Origin of the sequence: Chryseobacterium tagetis (assembly GCF_016735585.2) — a bacterium.
GTDB classification, from domain to species: Bacteria; Bacteroidota; Bacteroidia; order Flavobacteriales; family Weeksellaceae; genus Chryseobacterium; species Chryseobacterium tagetis.
The window spans coordinates 310,165-326,492 of record NZ_JAERSE020000003.1 but is presented as its reverse complement, the minus strand read 5'-3'; the positions used below and the strand labels follow the sequence as shown (position 1 = coordinate 326,492).

The following is a 16,328-nucleotide window of genomic DNA, read 5'->3' as shown; positions in this document are numbered from 1 at the left end:
AAAAGGTCGAAAATTTCGACCTTTTTTATTTTTATTCTGTAGAAAGTTGCTTAGTTTTTATTTAATTGTAAAAGGCGGATAGCTTCTTTACTAATTTCAAGTGCTGTAGGACGATATGAAACTTCAAGGGAAGCAACAGAAACCGTTGCATTCAGTTCAGGGATATAGATCACATCTGTACCCAATCCTCCTCCGTGATTGTATCCCATAAGACCTGCATATTTTATTTTTCGGATTCCCAAACAATAATTGATCTCTAAATTAGGCGGTACATCCTGAGTCATCAAGGCAAGTATTTTTTTATCTTTTATCACTTTCCCATTAAAGAGTTTTTGGAAAAACAAAGCCATATCTTCAACATTGGCCACCATTCCACCTCCGCCGTACAAATCCCATGAAGGATCTAGATCGTAAGTATCCCATCCAAATTCATCCCAATACTGATGTGCTTGTGGAAGTATATTTTTATCTGTTTTTTCGAATTTGGCAAAACGTGTACTTTTTAGTCCAAGCTTTTTATAATTCAATAATTTTCTCATTGCAATATAATACGGCTGCTTGGTAATATTTTCAATAATTTCAGTCAATAACACAAAATTAATATCTGCATATTGAAAACCTTTTCCTGGCTCAGTTAAAGGACCTCCGATCCTTCCGGATCTCTCTATCTGCTCATCACGGGTCCATTCATGCTTGGGATGTTCTCTGATGAATTTAAAATATCCCTCATCTACATAATCTCTAATCCCCGATGTATGAGAAAGAAGATGCTTTACAGTAATCTGACTAAGATGATATCCTGCATCTGTAAGAGATTTTACCGATTTTGCTCCAAGATATTTGTTAATCGGTTCACTGATATCTAATTTCCCCTCTTCCATCAATCGTAAAATACTCGCAGAGACATAAGGCTTTGTTGTACTTGCCATCAGTACAGGCTGTTCTGCAGACAAATGCTCTCTGGTTTCTCTGTTAGAAAGACCTACCGCATAATTAAATGATAAATGCTGATCCGGAGCTTCCAAATGAAAAGCAAAACCAACAGCTTTAGGATTCGCCAGATACGTTGAATCAATAAACTTTTTAATTTTTGATTCAAGGTTTTGAGCTGAAGCATTCAATGATAGAAAAAGAAAAGCGAGTATTTTAAAATAGTCTTTCATTTAAAATAATGGATATAAAGTATATTTCGGATGTTACTTTCCGATACAAAAAATTGACATACCCTATTTTAGGGCTATAACTTCTTTTGAGGGACAACCCAGTACCAATCTCTCACAAACAGATAATTCTTAAAACTAAGTTACGATTTTGTTCAAATAGAATCAACCACTACAGATAAAATATTCATATACCCAATCGAATTGCCTTTTTATTTATTTTTCCAATAAATACTAAATGTTAGTGGGTTTGTAATCCATTTTCACTTTTACATTTCTATTGCGATTATAAAGGATTTGAAAATATTAATTGTCAAAATTAAAAAGTAGCTGAAAGTTCAAAGCAACTAAACTCGAAATTGGCCAAGTACCAAACCAGTCGATTCTATAAAATTCTTTTAAGAATTTCGATTGTGCTGATAAAACAAAGATCTGCTTTAGGGCTGTCTATTCCATCCTTTAGTTCTTTACCAGGATGAACGAAATTTCTATAGATTCTTGAGAGGTTACTTAAATGTGTAAAGTCTTGACCAAAGAATTTTTGATCCTCAGCAAAGGTGATCAACTCATTGAGGACGGTAGAATAAAGCGCCTTGTTTTTCTTTTTCGTACCATCTTGAACCGAAATCGTTGTTATCCCCTTGATTTCACAATGATATATTAAGGCCAGTTCAACTAACGATCCAGATAAAACAATCGTAGCTTTTTGATGACCTAAGAGATAATTAAAAAACAATTCGTCGAGGTCACGTTTAAATAATACTTTGTATTTATCAGTTAAGGCTCCTGCACGTGTCAACAATGTGAAGTAGCCTTTTGCTTCGAGTGTATCCGCTGATAACCCCACAAATCCGTCCACCCATTTCTGCGGAATTTTGTGTTTTTGAATTCGGTTTATCTCTTCTCTCAGATACGGATTGATTGAATAAATAATCACATTATAATCATCCCGCTCTTTGGTGTCCACCAAATATTGTTTTTTCAGCCATTGTGTCAACAGGGAATCTGCTACTTGTTTGTTGACTGCTAGGTATTTTTGAAAATTATAACGTGGTATCGGAACTTTCCAGTTGTCAAAAGCAGCGTCATTTTTGATTCTGTCAATAAATTGGGCTAGCTTGTCAAGAACAAAGTCATTCTCGTTTTTTAGTAAGTTAACCGCCGACTGGTATTCCTGCTGTAAACTTATTTCCTGCGCGGCCTTTTCATTGGCCAACGATAATTTTTTCATGGTAACCTTCAAGTTAGAATTCAGGTTTTCATGCTTACTGTCAATGAGTAGTCCACGCTTGTAAAGCGCAATTGCGCCAGTATAATCCCCCCTTGAATCGAATAGATTACCAAGGTTATTTAGTACAGCTGTACTATCCCCATTTTTCAGGAGGTAATCTTGGTACATTTCCTCGGCTTTTGTATTCTGATCCAGCTCAGCGTAAGCATAAGCAAGCCTGAACAGGCAATCGTTTTCCGACAACTGGTCTTTTGAAAAGAATGATGAAAGATCTATTATCTTTTGATAGCTCTGATCGTCGAAGAAAAGTTTAAACAGGTCGTTAGCGTAATAGGCAATATGTGTTGAAAGCTCGTTCCAGCTCCCCAGATCTGAAATAAGGTTATCAAATAGTTTATTTCGTTCGATAATGGTGTCCGCCTTATAAGAAATGATCTGGCTTAAAGCTTCTGCATATAATGAATAAAGGAAATCATAGTGGTAATGATTAAGAAATTTCATTGAATTTTTAACAGCCTTATACTGATCCTGGTATTTGCCAAGTTGACCAGCAACAAAATAACGTAATAACCAAATTTTACCGTTTAATAAGCGTTTCGCACGGTCTAACTTTAGCTTTCCAAGCTTGACCATAATTTGTTCAAAGTTCGAAATCTCAATGTGATCTACTGCGTGTTCAGCCAGAAATACCGGACCACCAGATACCCGGCCTCCTTCACAGAGCAAATCGTGATTAATGTTGAGGTTGAGAATCAACTCATCAATTTTCTGACGATTATCTAAATCACAATACAAAGTAAACAAACCAAAGAAACCAAAAAGACTGTCTTGAGAATTTATTTCCTGATCATATGCAGCAAGATAAAACTGTTCTGCAGAAATTTTATCACCAACGAGCTCGGCACAGCGTCCCTGATAGTAATTAATGTAAGAATTACAGCTGGTATTCTCGTTTAATTTTAAAGCCTGGGCAAAGTGGATTGCTGATAGATCATAATTTCCTCCGGAAAGATAATACTGGCCTAAATTGAACTGCACAGAGGCAGATTCAATTCCCTTTTCAACTGCACGGTTCAATGATCCTAGTTGCAAATTTGACATTCCCTGGCTTTTATAGTGTTCTGCAAGTAACACATAAAAATCGGGCATTTCAGGGTAATGAGCAATTCCCTTTTCCAGCAGTTCAATTTTATCCTGCCCTTTCACACTATATTTAAAATGGAGAAGTGCATGGGGTGGAAAGTGCAACGATTCGCTCGCCAACTTATGATAGGCCTCTGATTGTGCTTTGTCGTAAATATAAACTGCACCATCATCTGATGTAAACCAGGAACGTTCGGCATAGGACAAACCTAACCAATAATAGGCGTATCCATTGTTCTTGCCGGCCTTATCGTTTTGGATAGAAATTAGAAACTCATCAGCAGCTTTCTGGAAATTTTTTCTACTATGATACACTAGCCCCATTAAATAGTGACAATTGGCTTTCTCTGGATAGTCTTCAATCATTTTCAGGCATGCGGATTCGACCTCATCTATATTGTTCGCATGATACGCTTCCCAGGCAATATTTATCGATTCCTGATAATTGTCTTCTCTTATGTCTTTAATTTCTTCCATGATAAGCTAATTTAGACTTTTTTTCATTAGTAGGTACAAAATAAAACTGACCCAGCGCAGCCTATTTGCGCAATTCAATTTTTTATTTCCACAATTGGCCTCTTCATGCCGATAATATTTTAGTTAGCTCTCTTCCGCAAAGACAATAAAAAGCAGTTTAAATAAAAGTTGTGGCAAATTCGTGGCAAAACGATTTCCACTTCGCTTGAAAACAGCATTAAGAGGGTTAAAAACAAAATAAGTTAGTTTCCCTTCCTATCTAACACCTATAATGTTCAATATTTTCATTATATAATCATTTGAAAATGAAATAGAAATAATTTTTAATATACGAAAAAAAGAGAGTTTTTGGATAAAAGGCTTTCTAAGCGGGGAGAGAGGGAGTCCAGTCGAACTACTTCTGCCATTATTATCTTTCTTTGAAAGTATTAAATAGAATAAAAACTCTATGTACTTAAAAGTAAAGTAACACATTAGTATTGCTTTACTTTATTAACGGTACTTTACCATATCAATATTTGAACTTAGATTCTTTAGAAATTGAAATAAATTACCTATCCTTCCACTCTATGTCAATATCTTGTTGCTTTTTATAAGGAGCAAAATAAAAGTCTCTATTTTGTATAAAATCATAAGAAATAGCACTATCTATCATCAGACTAATATCTGGAACCGCCCATTCAGGTAATTTTTTTCGCTCTTGTCCATTAGTATATACCTTTATTGCCTTACCCTTTTTATAATTACTTCCATCAATAAAGAGGGTTACATAAAACCTGGTACATTTTGACCAGTGTAACCTTGGTCACTACTTTACCATTAGTAAACTCTATTTTCAATACGATATAATTTCTTGATTTTGTAGATTTAACTCAATATCGGGCATAACCTCCGATAGGTCTTATTGTGACGGCTTTCCTGAATATAGCCTTTATATTCAATACTTTGAATATGCTCATTTTTTTCTTTATCAATTTCAGCATTGATCATAGCTATCATCTTGTCATTTGGTTTATATACAACATCAAATTTTGAATGAGAAGTTAAAACAATATTAAAAAAAGAATGATTAATGTTCCAGCTACTATATAAAGAACTGAATTTCTTTATTATACCTGTATTCATCTATGTTAAATTTTTCAGAAAGGTTCAAACTGACACTAAAGAGTAACTGTAATCATAATATACATTTGAAGAGCCTTATGCAAGATCTTCCTAAAATATTAAAAGAGTCTTCTAATACCTTAATAGTATTTCAGAGATTTTGTTACAACTTGCCTTAATTAAGCTACTCTTACAATCCTACTTCTTCCGAACTTTGTCTTATCAAAATAACATCGAATGAATACTTTAAAATTGATTACTACCGTTGCTGGTGTTGGAATATCTTTCTTAGGAATTGCTGCAACCTATAATAATCCCATTACAAATTCTTTTGTAGGCAAAGCAAATGATAATAACATAAATTACGTAACAATGGACACGATTAAACCCAAACAGACTATCATAGATCTTGCAGGACATAAAGTTCCTGTTTTAAAAGATGGTCTTTATGATAGATTCCGTTCCAATCCGCCACTAGCTATCATTGAAAAAGAAGCTCCGGAGATCGATTTAAGCTGGTTCAAAACTATTCAAAAGCAGAAAAAGGAGGTTGGATTTACCACTTATTCTCCAAATTTTTACTATAGCAACAGCAGTATCACCGTAATCTACACCGCTGATATGAAAACATTAAAAAAACTGATCCCAGCCGAAGTTAGAGATATAGTAAAACCGATTTCAATAACTCCAGGACGTGGACTGATCGCTATAACAGCATATGCCTATCATTACTGTGACAACGATTCCTATAATGAATTGTCAATTTCTATCGTAACTACAAAACCAAATGCAGGAAATTGGGGCATATTCTCTTTGATGGGTGAGGTGAAAAATAAAAACCTTTGGGGATATGTGCTAAAACTTCCAGTAGATACGGAGTTGGCTCGAGTCCGTGGTGTCGTTGGATACAATTTGCCGAAATGGTCGATACCAATTGATTATAATGACAGTGGAAATACAACATCATTCAAATTCTATGACGAATCGCGAAATATTGATTTCTCAATCGCAGGAAAAAAGCTGAATATTGAGAATAACAAGCAGGAAATTACTCGTTCCAATTTCATCAATATAGACGCAAAAGGAAAGTTAACACACGGATTTACAGATGTGAGAGCACTGAAAAAAGCTAGTAGTAAAAAGAAAGAGGATATTGAGCTTAATCTTACTGATGGCCCATTATCGGCATTCATAAAATCATTAGGTTTGGGTAAACTAATACGCTATGATTATCAACCTGAATTTCAGGCAGCGCTTTATACTCCTGAACTAATAGAGGAAAAGAAATAATAGCTTATATCTAAAAACTTAAGAAAATGGATTTCAATACAATATTTCAGTCACAAAAGCAGTTTTTTAATTCACATCAAACGAAAAATGTTGATTTTCGGAGAGAGACTTTATTAAAGCTGAAAGACCTTTTGAAGATAAATGAGGAAAGGCTTTATGAGGCGATATATAAAGATTTTCGAAAGGGAAGATTTGATACTTTTCTTACAGAGTTAAATCTGGTGTACAATGAAATAGATTTTTTTCTAAAAAATCTAGATAAACTGAGCAAACCAAAAAATGTAAAAACAGCGCTCAGTTTACAGCCAGGAAATAGCCATATCTATTACGATCCTTTAGGGGTAACTCTAATAATTGGTGCATGGAACTACCCTTATCAACTTACGCTAAGCCCGATGGTAAGTGCCATTGCTGCAGGAAATACATGTACCATAAAGCCAAGTGAGCTTCCGGAAAATATAATGCACTTGTTAGCTGAGCTCATTAACAATAATTTTCCATCAAACTATCTGTATGTTGCAGAAGGAGGTATTCCGGAAACAACGGAACTGTTGAAATTTCGCTTTGACAAGATATTTTTCACTGGAAGCCCTAAAGTAGGACAGATTGTCTATGAAGCTGCTGCCAAGAATCTTGTTCCGGTTACCCTTGAGCTTGGTGGTAAATCTCCTGCCATCGTTACAGAAACTGCCGATCTGGAGGTCGCAGCTAAAAGACTTGTGTGGGGAAAATTCCTAAATGGAGGTCAGACCTGCATTGCACCTGATTATTTATTGGTACAAGAATCAGTAAAGGGAAAATTATTGCAAATCATAAAGGAAAAGCTGAACGAAATCAGTTATTCAGACGGAGCAGAACATTACACTAGTATCATTAACAAAAGAAATTTCGACAGGTTAATTGGTCTTATTGATGAATCGAAAGTTATTTATGGTGGAAAATCTAATCCAGAAACACTCTATCTTGAACCAACGATTATGGATCATGTTACTTGGGAGGATAATGTCATGAAGGAGGAAATTTTTGGACCGGTATTCCCGGTAATAGCCTATAAAGACTACGATGAGATTTTACAACAAATAATAGATGGGGAAAAGCCTCTGGCAGCTTATCTTTTTACAAAAAATGAAGAAGAAAAAGAAAAGCTTTTAAGTCTGGTTTCTTTTGGTGGCGGATGTATTAACGATACTCTGATGCATATTACAAGTGATTATCTGCCATTTGGCGGAATTGGAAATTCAGGAATCGGAAACTACCATGGTGAATTTGGTTTTCTTACATTCTCACATCAAAAATCAGTGATCGAAAAAACAAACTGGGGTGAACCCAACTGGAAATATCCCCCTTACACAGATAAAAAAATGCACTGGTTGAAAAAAGTGATGTGATCATAATTTTATCCGTTTTAAAACAATTAAAATACAATAGAATGCAAACAATATTAGGTGCAAATGGACAAATCGGTGAAGAACTGGCTAGGGAGCTGAAAAGAAATTTTACTTCTGATATCCGGATCGTCAGCAGAGAGGCAAAAAAAATCAATGATACGGACGAGGTATTTTCTGCTGACCTATCCATCCGTGAAAAAGCTATTGAAGCTGTAAAAGGAAGCGAAATTGCTTATTTTACATTAGGCCTTCCCATCAGTTCTGATCTTTGGGAAAAACAGTTTCCACTTATCCTTCGTAATGTGATCGACGCCTGCAAGATTAATGGAACAAAACTTGTTTTCTTTGACAATACATATATGTATCCCCAAGATGATCGAATCCTGACTGAAGCAACAATATTTGCTCCAGTAGGCAGAAAAGGAAAAGTAAGGAGAAAAATGGCTGAAATGGTTTTAAAGGAAATTCAGTCCGGAGGACTTGAAGCTGTTATTTGCAGGGCTCCTGAATTTTATGGACCGGGCAAAACACAGAGTATTACCAACACGTTGGTGTTTAACAATATTAAAGAAGAAAAAAAACTAAAGGTGCCTCTGAGCGCAGCAAAGAAAAGAAGTTTGATATGGACTCCTGACGCTAGTCGTGCCACTGCTTTGATCGGAAATACACCTGACGCCTATGGACAGACTTGGCATCTTCCTGTTGATAAAAGCCATCCTACTTACAGGGAATTTATTAGTATCGCTTCTGGAATATACGGCAGGAATCTGAAATATGCTGTTGTTCCAAAATTTATCTTTAAAATAGGTTCACTATTCAATAAAGGTGTCAAGGAATTACTGGAACTCCTTCCTAGGTATGCGCATGACAATATTTTTGATGATACAAAATTCAGAAACAGATTCCCGGAGTTTCAGGCAACCACCTATAAACAGGGAATTGAAATTATTAAAAGTGAGCAGCTTTCAGCTAAAAATAATTAGGTAAATTAGTCATGGAAAAATCTGAAAATCAGCATATGAAAACACCGGAGAAAGTTTCATCAATCAGTTCGCTGCATAAGTTTTTGGGGCTTAAAAAGCCCTCGAATCCATTAATCAGCGTATTCAGCTTTGATGATGTCAAACTGGAACCGGAGACTATTCTAAGCGCAATAACAACAGATTTCTATGTGATTGCTCTGAAGAAAGACTGCGCAGGGGGAAAATGTAGGTATGGTCAACAATACTACGATTTCGATGAGGGGATTATGTACTTTATTGCCCCTCATCAGGTCTTGCAGTTTGAAGATGTGCTTTTGAACGGTGTAAAGGGGTTTGTCATGGTGGTACATCCTGATTTTTTTCAGGGATATCCGTTAGCCTCAACTATTAAGAATTATGGATACTTCTCTTATGTAGCAAATGAAGCATTACACCTTTCAGAAAAAGAGGAGAAATCCGTAATGGATATCATAGGGAATCTCGAACTTGAAATAGATGCCAATATGGACTCTTTCACACAGGATCTGTTGGTATCCAACCTTGATCTCTTATTGAAATATTGTGACCGCTATTATAACCGTCAGTTTCTGACCAGAAAAAAAGCAAATAATGACCTGCTTTCAAAACTTGAATCGCTATTGGATGGCTATTTCAAAAATGATAAATTAATCGTCAGCGGAATCCCTACTGTTCATTTTATAGCAAATGAATTGAATCTAAGTGCTAATTATTTAAGCGATATGCTTCGGGTACAGACAGGTCAGACCACGCAGCAGCATATCCAGAACAGGTTGATTGAAAAAGCTAAAGAAATGTTGTCCACAACAGAACTGTCAGTTTCCGAGATTGCGTATCATTTAGGTTTTGAACATCCACAGTCATTTCATCGCTTGTTTAAAAGTCGAACCTCTGTTTCTCCACTAGAATTCAGAGCATCTTTTAACTAATTTCGGAATAGACCAAACATCATTCAGAGATTCGGTTACAACTTCCCTTAATTCAGTTACTGTTATTAAACGGTTTCTTTTGAACTTTGTTATACTAAAACAAATACTATGAGCATGTTAAAAATACTAATCATTGTAACCAACATAGGAATGTATGCAAGTGGTAATCACCAGACAGGTTTATGGCTCAGCGAGCTTACCCATATCTATGATGCCGCCAAAGAGAAAGGCTATGAAATTACAATTGCAAGTCCTCGGGGAGGTAATATTCCGGTAGACCCGGAAAGTCTCAAACATTTCACCCTCGATAAAATCTCAGAAAAGTATTGGAATGAAAATAGCTTCCGGGATTTGCTTGCCAATAGTGAACTATTAACTGATGTCGCTCAACAGGACTATGATCTTGTCTATTTAGCAGGTGGCCATGGCACAATGTATGATTTTCCGGACGATTCCACCTTGCAATCCATTGTTAAACATCAATTCGAAAATGGGAAAAAAGTTGCGGCAATCTGTCATGGTGTGGGAGGTCTGTTAAATGTTAAGCTCTCTAATGGCGAATATCTTATTACTGGAAAATCCATGACCGGTTTTGACTGGTTTGAAGAAAGTCTTGCCCGAAGAAAAAGAGAGGTACCCTTCAATCTTGAGGCAGCGATCAAAGAAAGAGGAGCGAATCTAAAAAAAGCTTTTATTCCGATGACATCCAATGTTGTTGTGGACAAAAATCTAATTACTGGACAAAATCCATTCAGCTCCAAAGAAATGGCAAAAGTGGTTATCCGTGAGCTTGAAAAAAAATAAGAAAAGTGGCTTCAAGTGAAGTTATTGCTTACAATTCATTAATCATAAAAAAATTAAAATTATGGCACAGAACATTAAAGCAGAGAATGATCCACAAATCCTCTCTGGCATCAGAGAATTTTTGAAGGCTTTGAATAACAGTGGCGGTAAACCTTTGGAAACATTGACTCCTCAAGAAGCTAGACAAGTATTGGTTGATGCCCAAAAATCTGTAGAAGTGGATTATTCAGGTATAATCGAAACCGAAAGAGAAATCACTCAGGATGGCATTACAGTAAACATCCATATCGTAAAGCCAGCTAATGCTGCTTCCGAAAATCTTCCTGTATTTATGTTCACTCATGGAGGTGGCTGGATTTTGGGAGACTACCCTACACACAGAAGATTGGTGAGAGACCTTGTCGTGAATAGTGGTGCTGCGGCTGTATTTACTGATTATATTCCTTCTCCAGAAGCGCAGTATCCGGTCGCAATCAATCAGATTTATGCTGCAACAAAATGGGTTTCAGAAAATGGCGCTGAGATTGGTGTAGACGGCAAAAACATGGCCGCTGCGGGAAACAGCGTTGGCGGAAATATGACTGCTGTACTTTGTTTGATGGCAAAAGATAAAGGCGGACCAGAAATAAAATTCCAACTGTTATTATGGCCGGTAACTGATGCTGATTTTTCCCGTGAATCATGGCAGAAATATGCCGAAGAAAGATTTCTTACAGCTCCATTAATGAAATGGATGTGGGACAATTACTTACCAGATATTGCAAAACGTAAAGAATATTATGCTACCCCTTTCAACGCATCCATTGAGCAGCTAAAAGGTCTACCTCCTGCCCTAGTTCAATTAGCAGAAAATGATATACTTTTTGATGAAGGTTTAGCTTATGCAAGAAAATTAGATGAAGCTGGAGTACCAACCACCATCCAGACTTTCAATGGTTTTATCCACGACTATGGTTTATTAAATCCTTTGGATAGTATAGAAGCGGTTAAATTTTCTTCGGAACTTGCTGCTCTAGCATTAAAGAAATCATTATTCTCCTAAATAAAAACAATGTTAAATAGAGGCTATTTTTCCTGGTAAGACAGTCTCTATTTAATTTACTAATGAAATTGTTTACGATCCTAATATCCTTTCTCAACTATGATAAAGTATGCGTACGATCTTTAATCAGCCATCTATTGTCCTTCAAAAATATACTGATCAACATATTTAAAGCTGTAGTCTGTAATTTGATCCTTCTTGTCTTTATCGTCTTCAATCTTGAATTGTGAGATTGATTGGTTAAAGGAATATTAAACACTAAATAATGGATAATGCAAAAATTCTAAAGACAAATATTTTCCCATTTAAAAAACATTTAAAAAAAATCGAACACACTTTTACATTATACTAAATAAATGTAACCAACTAAATATCATTACATATACAACATAAAAAAAGGAGACGTTAAAAAATTAACGCCTCCTTAAGCGGAGAGTGAGGGATTATCACCTAGTGCAATTAAACACTATTAATAAAGCTTTATTATCTAGCCACGATTTTGCCACAACTCCTTATATTGTTTAAAACATACAAAATCTTAACAAACTAGAACTAATTAGACATTAGTTTCTATAAGCAAATATAGGAAATGTAATAGCAGTAATAAACTTTTTATTAACTTATCTCGTCTATCAAAAATAAAAAAGTTCTTATTATCTGATCTTAAAAGAATTTTGGTAATTATTTTCCGATACAAAAAATTGACATAGCCTATTTAAGGGCTATAATTTCTTTTGGGGGACAAGAATAAAAACCTTATTTTTCTCACAAAGTAAAGCGCCTTTAAAAATGGTGCTTTACTTTGTACTTTCTGATTCACTTTAATTTTTTAATATCTGGAAAATGAAAAATATATTATGTACAATATATTTACACCTCTTTATACAAGGACAAGGAGATCTCAATAGTTTCACTATTAAAATATCCCGGCACAGCCATCGGTAAATACCCGTTCCCATTGTTGCCTAAAGTCAGCACCTTTTAAAATTCCCAATAGAAATGAATAAAAGGCTCTAACTCTTTATTTCGCTTATTTTTTTGTACTCCATCGTATTTAATCGTTTCTACTAACAGCAAATAACTTACTCAAATAATTACCAGAATTTATTCTTTATACTCATCATTATAATTTAGCATTTTCAAATTTACAAAATGAAGCCTTCTCGAAATTATTCTGTAACAACATGACGAATTGAAATGAACAAAATTTTCAAATAAAACACCCCACTTCCCTTCATTAATCCTGTAACTATTGAATATGAATTACTTCCTTAAATTGAAACTTTGGTTAGCTCAAGAGACCGAGTCCATTTTTAAAGATTTCTGTCTTTTGGTGCTTTTACGAATTTCCATAGATCTGTGTCCTCCATGTTACCCTGTAATCTTGCTTGCTCATTAATTGTTGGCAGGTGAATCCTGCCATTGGGTAGCTGTTTGATCTCTTCTAAATGTGGCCATGTCATTCCATAAAAATTCGCAATCAAGTCATTATTTTCTGCAACTATCGCCTTATGCCCTTTTTCAAACAATAGATGCATATTATGTTCCATTTTAATGTATTCTAATTTATCAAAATATTTTTTTTACACAGATGGAATTTTAAGGATCACCTGAGCGAATGCCTCAATTTACAAGAACATCATCTTTACATAACTTGACTTTAATAAATGCAAGTATATCAGTACAAAACATATCATTTCTACTCTGGAATTGTATCCAAATGTCCAAGCCATCTCAATGGGGAATAAGTATCCCCGCTACAGAGCTTTAAGATCTGTGCGTTGTTCTTTTCAAAATTCTCACTGTTGCTGAGGATAACAACAGCTGTTCCACTTTCAGGAAATGCCACAGCATAATTCTGATTGGCATCACCGTGGCCTGTATGGAAGAAAGCCTTCCCAAAAGGCGAGTCGAACAGCCCCACTCCTAATCCCCAGGCAAGATTAATGGTATCGTTTTCATTAGTAATGCTATCCTTCAACGGTCCGAACCCTCTTTTACTCTTTACCATGATCTGTGGCTTAAGCATCTCAAGATAACTTTTACTGGCTAGGCCTTTCTTTTTCATCAGGTTGATCATAAAATTCGCGTAATCATTCGCAGTGGTAGACATTGAACCAGCTGCTCTGCTACTTTCTCTTCTTTCCGAACCGTATTTCTTCCCATCTTTAAAATAAGCATTGGAGAAATTGACTTCAAATTTATTTTCCCAGACCATGCTAGTATGCGTCATATGAAGAGGCCCGAAAACTTCTTCCCTTGCAATATCTTCAAGTTTCTTTCCCATATATTCCTCTATCATAAATCCCAAAAGATTAATACCTTCATTGGAGTAATAGAACTTTTCACCAGGATTGGCGATAAGGGTAACTTTGTTATTATAAAGCTGCCGAAGAACTGGCAGTCCGGCACTATGGCTTAATAGCATTCTGGGTGTGATCAGATTGACAGATGTTGCATCTTCTGCAAGGTCTTTCCATTTCGGATATTCTCCTATCGGTTTTTTCAGATACTTGTAGACAGGTTGATCAAGGCTGAATATTCCTTTGTCTACCAAACGCATAAATATATAAGCACTCACAGGCTTGGTAAGTGATGCTGCATACATCACTGTACTGTCATTGAGTTTCTTTTTGTTCTCAATATCCTTGTAACCGAAGCTCGATGAATAGATCACCTTATTTCGGTTAACGATGGCAACCTGCAAGCCGGCAATCTTAGCGCTATCAACCAAACGTTCCAAACGTTTTTGTATAATTTGGACATCAGTTGTTTTTCCGTCAAGGTGTCTGACCTTAATATTTTTTTGAGCAATTAAAGGCAGCACCAAAATTAAGAATACAAGTGTGAAGATTTTTTTCATAAGGAAAATATTTGTGACAAATTTAGCTGCAAATTGTTATAACTTGTCAGGACACCTTCACGACATGTTAACGTCATTTGGCTCTGGAAAGCATTTTGGAGGTTTATTTTAAAAATCGATAGGCCAAAGGATAGAAGCTATTTTTTTTATTGATACTCCTGAAAATATTAATCACGCACATAACGAGTGTATAAAAATAGATGATCAGAACCAGCGAAAATCCAATTGAAAATACAAAGATCATCAATAAAACAGACGGTATAAAAAGAAGCGACATCGTGATCTGAAAGTTAACGGTCGACTTGCCTTCAAGGTCATAATCCGGAGATTCGTCCTTCTTAAAAAGCCAAAAAATTCCGGGAAGAATAATGTTGAAAACGGGAAAAAAAAGACCGATCAGAGCCAGTATATGAAAAACTGGTTTTATTTTATCTCCATTCTTAATTTCCGGGGATTCTGGCAACTGTTCATTTACCGTCAGTTCTTCAGTTTCTACTTCTAGAGCGTCCGCAAGCATTTTTAACGTTGCTGGATGTGCCTCTACCTTTCCGCTTTCAATGCGTTGTATCGTTCTTGCACTCACGCCAGAAACATCTGCAAGCTGTTGCTGACTTAGTCCTTTTATACGTCTGTAGTTTGCTAGCTTAGAAGTCATGGTACGCAAAAATATGTAAATTATTGATCTTTGGAAAACGGTCATTCTTAAATCATCCTAAAAACGCTCATAATCTTAATATTTATTCGAATTTAAATTACATAAAATGTTGATCGAAAAAATATGCAAGTACATTTGTATTTGTATATTTGTACTCTGTTATACTATTCCAAATATTATCTGAGCCTTTTGTAAGGCCATCTCTACAAAAGAGATAAAAAGGTATTAAAATCTTCTAGTTTTAATACATAGATAAACATGTACCCACATTCAACATTTTTTTCAATAACATTCACAAGGATCACATACACCTCCATTAGGTTTTTGTATAGTATCTTATTATCCATTACCTCTATAATACATTTGATTTTATGAATAGTAAACATCTCATCAGCAGAAACATAGAAATATTTTACAATAAAGCATCGGAAGAAACAAGGCTCAATAAAGGTATGGGCATATTCGAATTTGAAAGGATAAAAAACCTGATTGACAAATATCTTCAGAAAAATTCTTCAAAAATAATTGATGTCGGCGGTGGTACCGGCAAATATTCGGAATGGTTGTCTCAAAAAGGACATGAAGTTCATTTGGTAGAGCCTGTAGCAAAACATATCAAAATAGCGCAGGACCGTAACAAGAAATTGAAAAAGAAATTTCATATCCATCAGGGTGAATCCCGGAACTTACCGTTTCCAAACAATTATGCAGACCTGGTCATATTGCACGGTCCGCTTTATCATTTGCAAAGCGAAAAGGACAGATATTTAGCTATTTCCGAGGCCAAGCGCATTCTTAAAAATGGCGGTATCATCCTTGGATTTGCTATTAATTATACCGCCTCCACTTTGGCTGGGCTTTTAAACGGCTTAATTCACAAGAAAACATTTTTCGAAATGTGTAGGGAAGAATTGACGACCGGAATGCACCATCAGCCTGTCGATTTTCCCTGGATCTTAGCAGAGGCTTATTATCATAAGCCCAAACAACTGGAAGATGAATTTTTGAATCACGACCTACACTATCTCAACATATATGCTGTCGAAGGTATTGCATGGCTGGATAAAGAATATTTCAGCAATATGCTTGACGAGAGAAAAAGTAGAAATTTGGCAGAGCTCCTGGAAATTACAGAAAACGACAAATACCTCCTGTCCTTCAGCCCTCATATGATGATAGCAGTGCAAAAGACATAATAACATTAAATTGATATTGTTGAGCAGCTGGCTTCTACGAAGCCA

Annotated in this window: 13 protein-coding genes; 7 read left to right on the top strand and 6 right to left on the bottom strand. The window is 35.6% G+C overall.

Annotated elements, in window-relative coordinates:
• Nucleotides 1–50: 50 nt before the first annotated feature.
• From JI747_RS11525 to JI747_RS11515, 3 genes are all read right to left on the bottom strand, one after another.
• Complete coding sequence (locus JI747_RS11525; protein ID WP_225688801.1) at nucleotides 51–1,163, bottom strand: serine hydrolase domain-containing protein; 1,113 nt, start codon at nucleotides 1,161–1,163, stop codon at nucleotides 51–53.
• A gap of 382 nt (nucleotides 1,164–1,545) precedes the next feature.
• Nucleotides 1,546–4,011 (bottom strand): tetratricopeptide repeat protein, encoded by a 2,466-nt coding sequence (locus JI747_RS11520; RefSeq protein ID WP_225688799.1) that lies wholly within the window; start codon nucleotides 4,009–4,011, stop codon nucleotides 1,546–1,548.
• A gap of 867 nt (nucleotides 4,012–4,878) precedes the next feature.
• Nucleotides 4,879–5,136, bottom strand: a complete 258-nt coding sequence (locus JI747_RS11515; RefSeq protein ID WP_225688789.1) for a hypothetical protein — start codon at nucleotides 5,134–5,136, stop codon at nucleotides 4,879–4,881.
• 216 nt (nucleotides 5,137–5,352) lie between these two features.
• Between JI747_RS11515 and JI747_RS11510 the strand changes: the two genes are divergently transcribed.
• The 6 genes from JI747_RS11510 (at nucleotide 5,353) to JI747_RS11485 (ending at nucleotide 11,569) form a co-directional block, all read left to right on the top strand.
• Nucleotides 5,353–6,405, top strand: coding sequence for an acetoacetate decarboxylase (ADC) (locus JI747_RS11510; protein ID WP_225688787.1), 1,053 nt, complete (start codon nucleotides 5,353–5,355; stop codon nucleotides 6,403–6,405).
• 26 nt (nucleotides 6,406–6,431) lie between these two features.
• Nucleotides 6,432–7,793, top strand: a complete 1,362-nt coding sequence (locus JI747_RS11505; RefSeq protein ID WP_225688785.1) for an aldehyde dehydrogenase family protein — start codon at nucleotides 6,432–6,434, stop codon at nucleotides 7,791–7,793.
• Between the two features lie 41 nt (nucleotides 7,794–7,834).
• The gene (locus tag JI747_RS11500) at nucleotides 7,835–8,776 is read left to right on the top strand and encodes an NAD-dependent epimerase/dehydratase family protein (RefSeq protein ID WP_225688783.1); all 942 of its coding nucleotides are present in this window, start codon (nucleotides 7,835–7,837) and stop codon (nucleotides 8,774–8,776) included.
• 35 nt (nucleotides 8,777–8,811) lie between these two features.
• Nucleotides 8,812–9,723 (top strand): helix-turn-helix domain-containing protein, encoded by a 912-nt coding sequence (locus tag JI747_RS11495; RefSeq protein ID WP_225688781.1) that lies wholly within the window; start codon nucleotides 8,812–8,814, stop codon nucleotides 9,721–9,723.
• Between the two features lie 108 nt (nucleotides 9,724–9,831).
• On the top strand, nucleotides 9,832–10,527 hold the full coding sequence (locus JI747_RS11490; RefSeq protein WP_225688779.1) for a type 1 glutamine amidotransferase domain-containing protein: 696 nt from the start codon (nucleotides 9,832–9,834) through the stop codon (nucleotides 10,525–10,527).
• A 61-nt stretch (nucleotides 10,528–10,588) separates the two neighbouring features.
• Nucleotides 10,589–11,569, top strand: a complete 981-nt coding sequence (locus tag JI747_RS11485; RefSeq protein ID WP_225688777.1) for an alpha/beta hydrolase — start codon at nucleotides 10,589–10,591, stop codon at nucleotides 11,567–11,569.
• Between the two features lie 1,313 nt (nucleotides 11,570–12,882).
• On the opposite strand, the gene JI747_RS11480 is transcribed toward JI747_RS11485, so the two are convergent.
• The 3 genes from JI747_RS11480 to JI747_RS11470 all read right to left on the bottom strand — a co-directional run bounded on the left by JI747_RS11480 (nucleotide 12,883) and on the right by JI747_RS11470 (nucleotide 15,087).
• Nucleotides 12,883–13,107: a hypothetical protein gene (locus JI747_RS11480; RefSeq protein WP_225688775.1), complete on the bottom strand. Its 225-nt coding sequence runs from the start codon at nucleotides 13,105–13,107 to the stop codon at nucleotides 12,883–12,885.
• A 161-nt stretch (nucleotides 13,108–13,268) separates the two neighbouring features.
• Nucleotides 13,269–14,432, bottom strand: a complete 1,164-nt coding sequence (locus JI747_RS11475; RefSeq protein ID WP_225688773.1) for a serine hydrolase domain-containing protein — start codon at nucleotides 14,430–14,432, stop codon at nucleotides 13,269–13,271.
• A gap of 103 nt (nucleotides 14,433–14,535) precedes the next feature.
• Nucleotides 14,536–15,087: a helix-turn-helix domain-containing protein gene (locus JI747_RS11470; RefSeq protein WP_225688771.1), complete on the bottom strand. Its 552-nt coding sequence runs from the start codon at nucleotides 15,085–15,087 to the stop codon at nucleotides 14,536–14,538.
• A gap of 371 nt (nucleotides 15,088–15,458) precedes the next feature.
• Between JI747_RS11470 and JI747_RS11465 the strand changes: the two genes are divergently transcribed.
• Entirely contained in the window at nucleotides 15,459–16,283 is an 825-nt protein-coding gene (locus tag JI747_RS11465) for a class I SAM-dependent methyltransferase (RefSeq protein ID WP_225688769.1), read from the top strand.
• Nucleotides 16,284–16,328 lie beyond the last annotated feature (45 nt).

Coding starts and splice junctions, on each gene's coding strand:
- JI747_RS11525 (WP_225688801.1), bottom strand. CDS start 1,163: ATGAAAGACTATTTTAAAATACTCGCTTTTCTTTTTCTATCATTGAAT.
- JI747_RS11520 (WP_225688799.1), bottom strand. CDS start 4,011: ATGGAAGAAATTAAAGACATAAGAGAAGACAATTATCAGGAATCGATA.
- JI747_RS11515 (WP_225688789.1), bottom strand. CDS start 5,136: ATGAATACAGGTATAATAAAGAAATTCAGTTCTTTATATAGTAGCTGG.
- JI747_RS11510 (WP_225688787.1), top strand. CDS start 5,353: ATGAATACTTTAAAATTGATTACTACCGTTGCTGGTGTTGGAATATCT.
- JI747_RS11505 (WP_225688785.1), top strand. CDS start 6,432: ATGGATTTCAATACAATATTTCAGTCACAAAAGCAGTTTTTTAATTCA.
- JI747_RS11500 (WP_225688783.1), top strand. CDS start 7,835: ATGCAAACAATATTAGGTGCAAATGGACAAATCGGTGAAGAACTGGCT.
- JI747_RS11495 (WP_225688781.1), top strand. CDS start 8,812: ATGAAAACACCGGAGAAAGTTTCATCAATCAGTTCGCTGCATAAGTTT.
- JI747_RS11490 (WP_225688779.1), top strand. CDS start 9,832: ATGAGCATGTTAAAAATACTAATCATTGTAACCAACATAGGAATGTAT.
- JI747_RS11485 (WP_225688777.1), top strand. CDS start 10,589: ATGGCACAGAACATTAAAGCAGAGAATGATCCACAAATCCTCTCTGGC.
- JI747_RS11480 (WP_225688775.1), bottom strand. CDS start 13,107: ATGCATCTATTGTTTGAAAAAGGGCATAAGGCGATAGTTGCAGAAAAT.
- JI747_RS11475 (WP_225688773.1), bottom strand. CDS start 14,432: ATGAAAAAAATCTTCACACTTGTATTCTTAATTTTGGTGCTGCCTTTA.
- JI747_RS11470 (WP_225688771.1), bottom strand. CDS start 15,087: ATGACTTCTAAGCTAGCAAACTACAGACGTATAAAAGGACTAAGTCAG.
- JI747_RS11465 (WP_225688769.1), top strand. CDS start 15,459: ATGAATAGTAAACATCTCATCAGCAGAAACATAGAAATATTTTACAAT.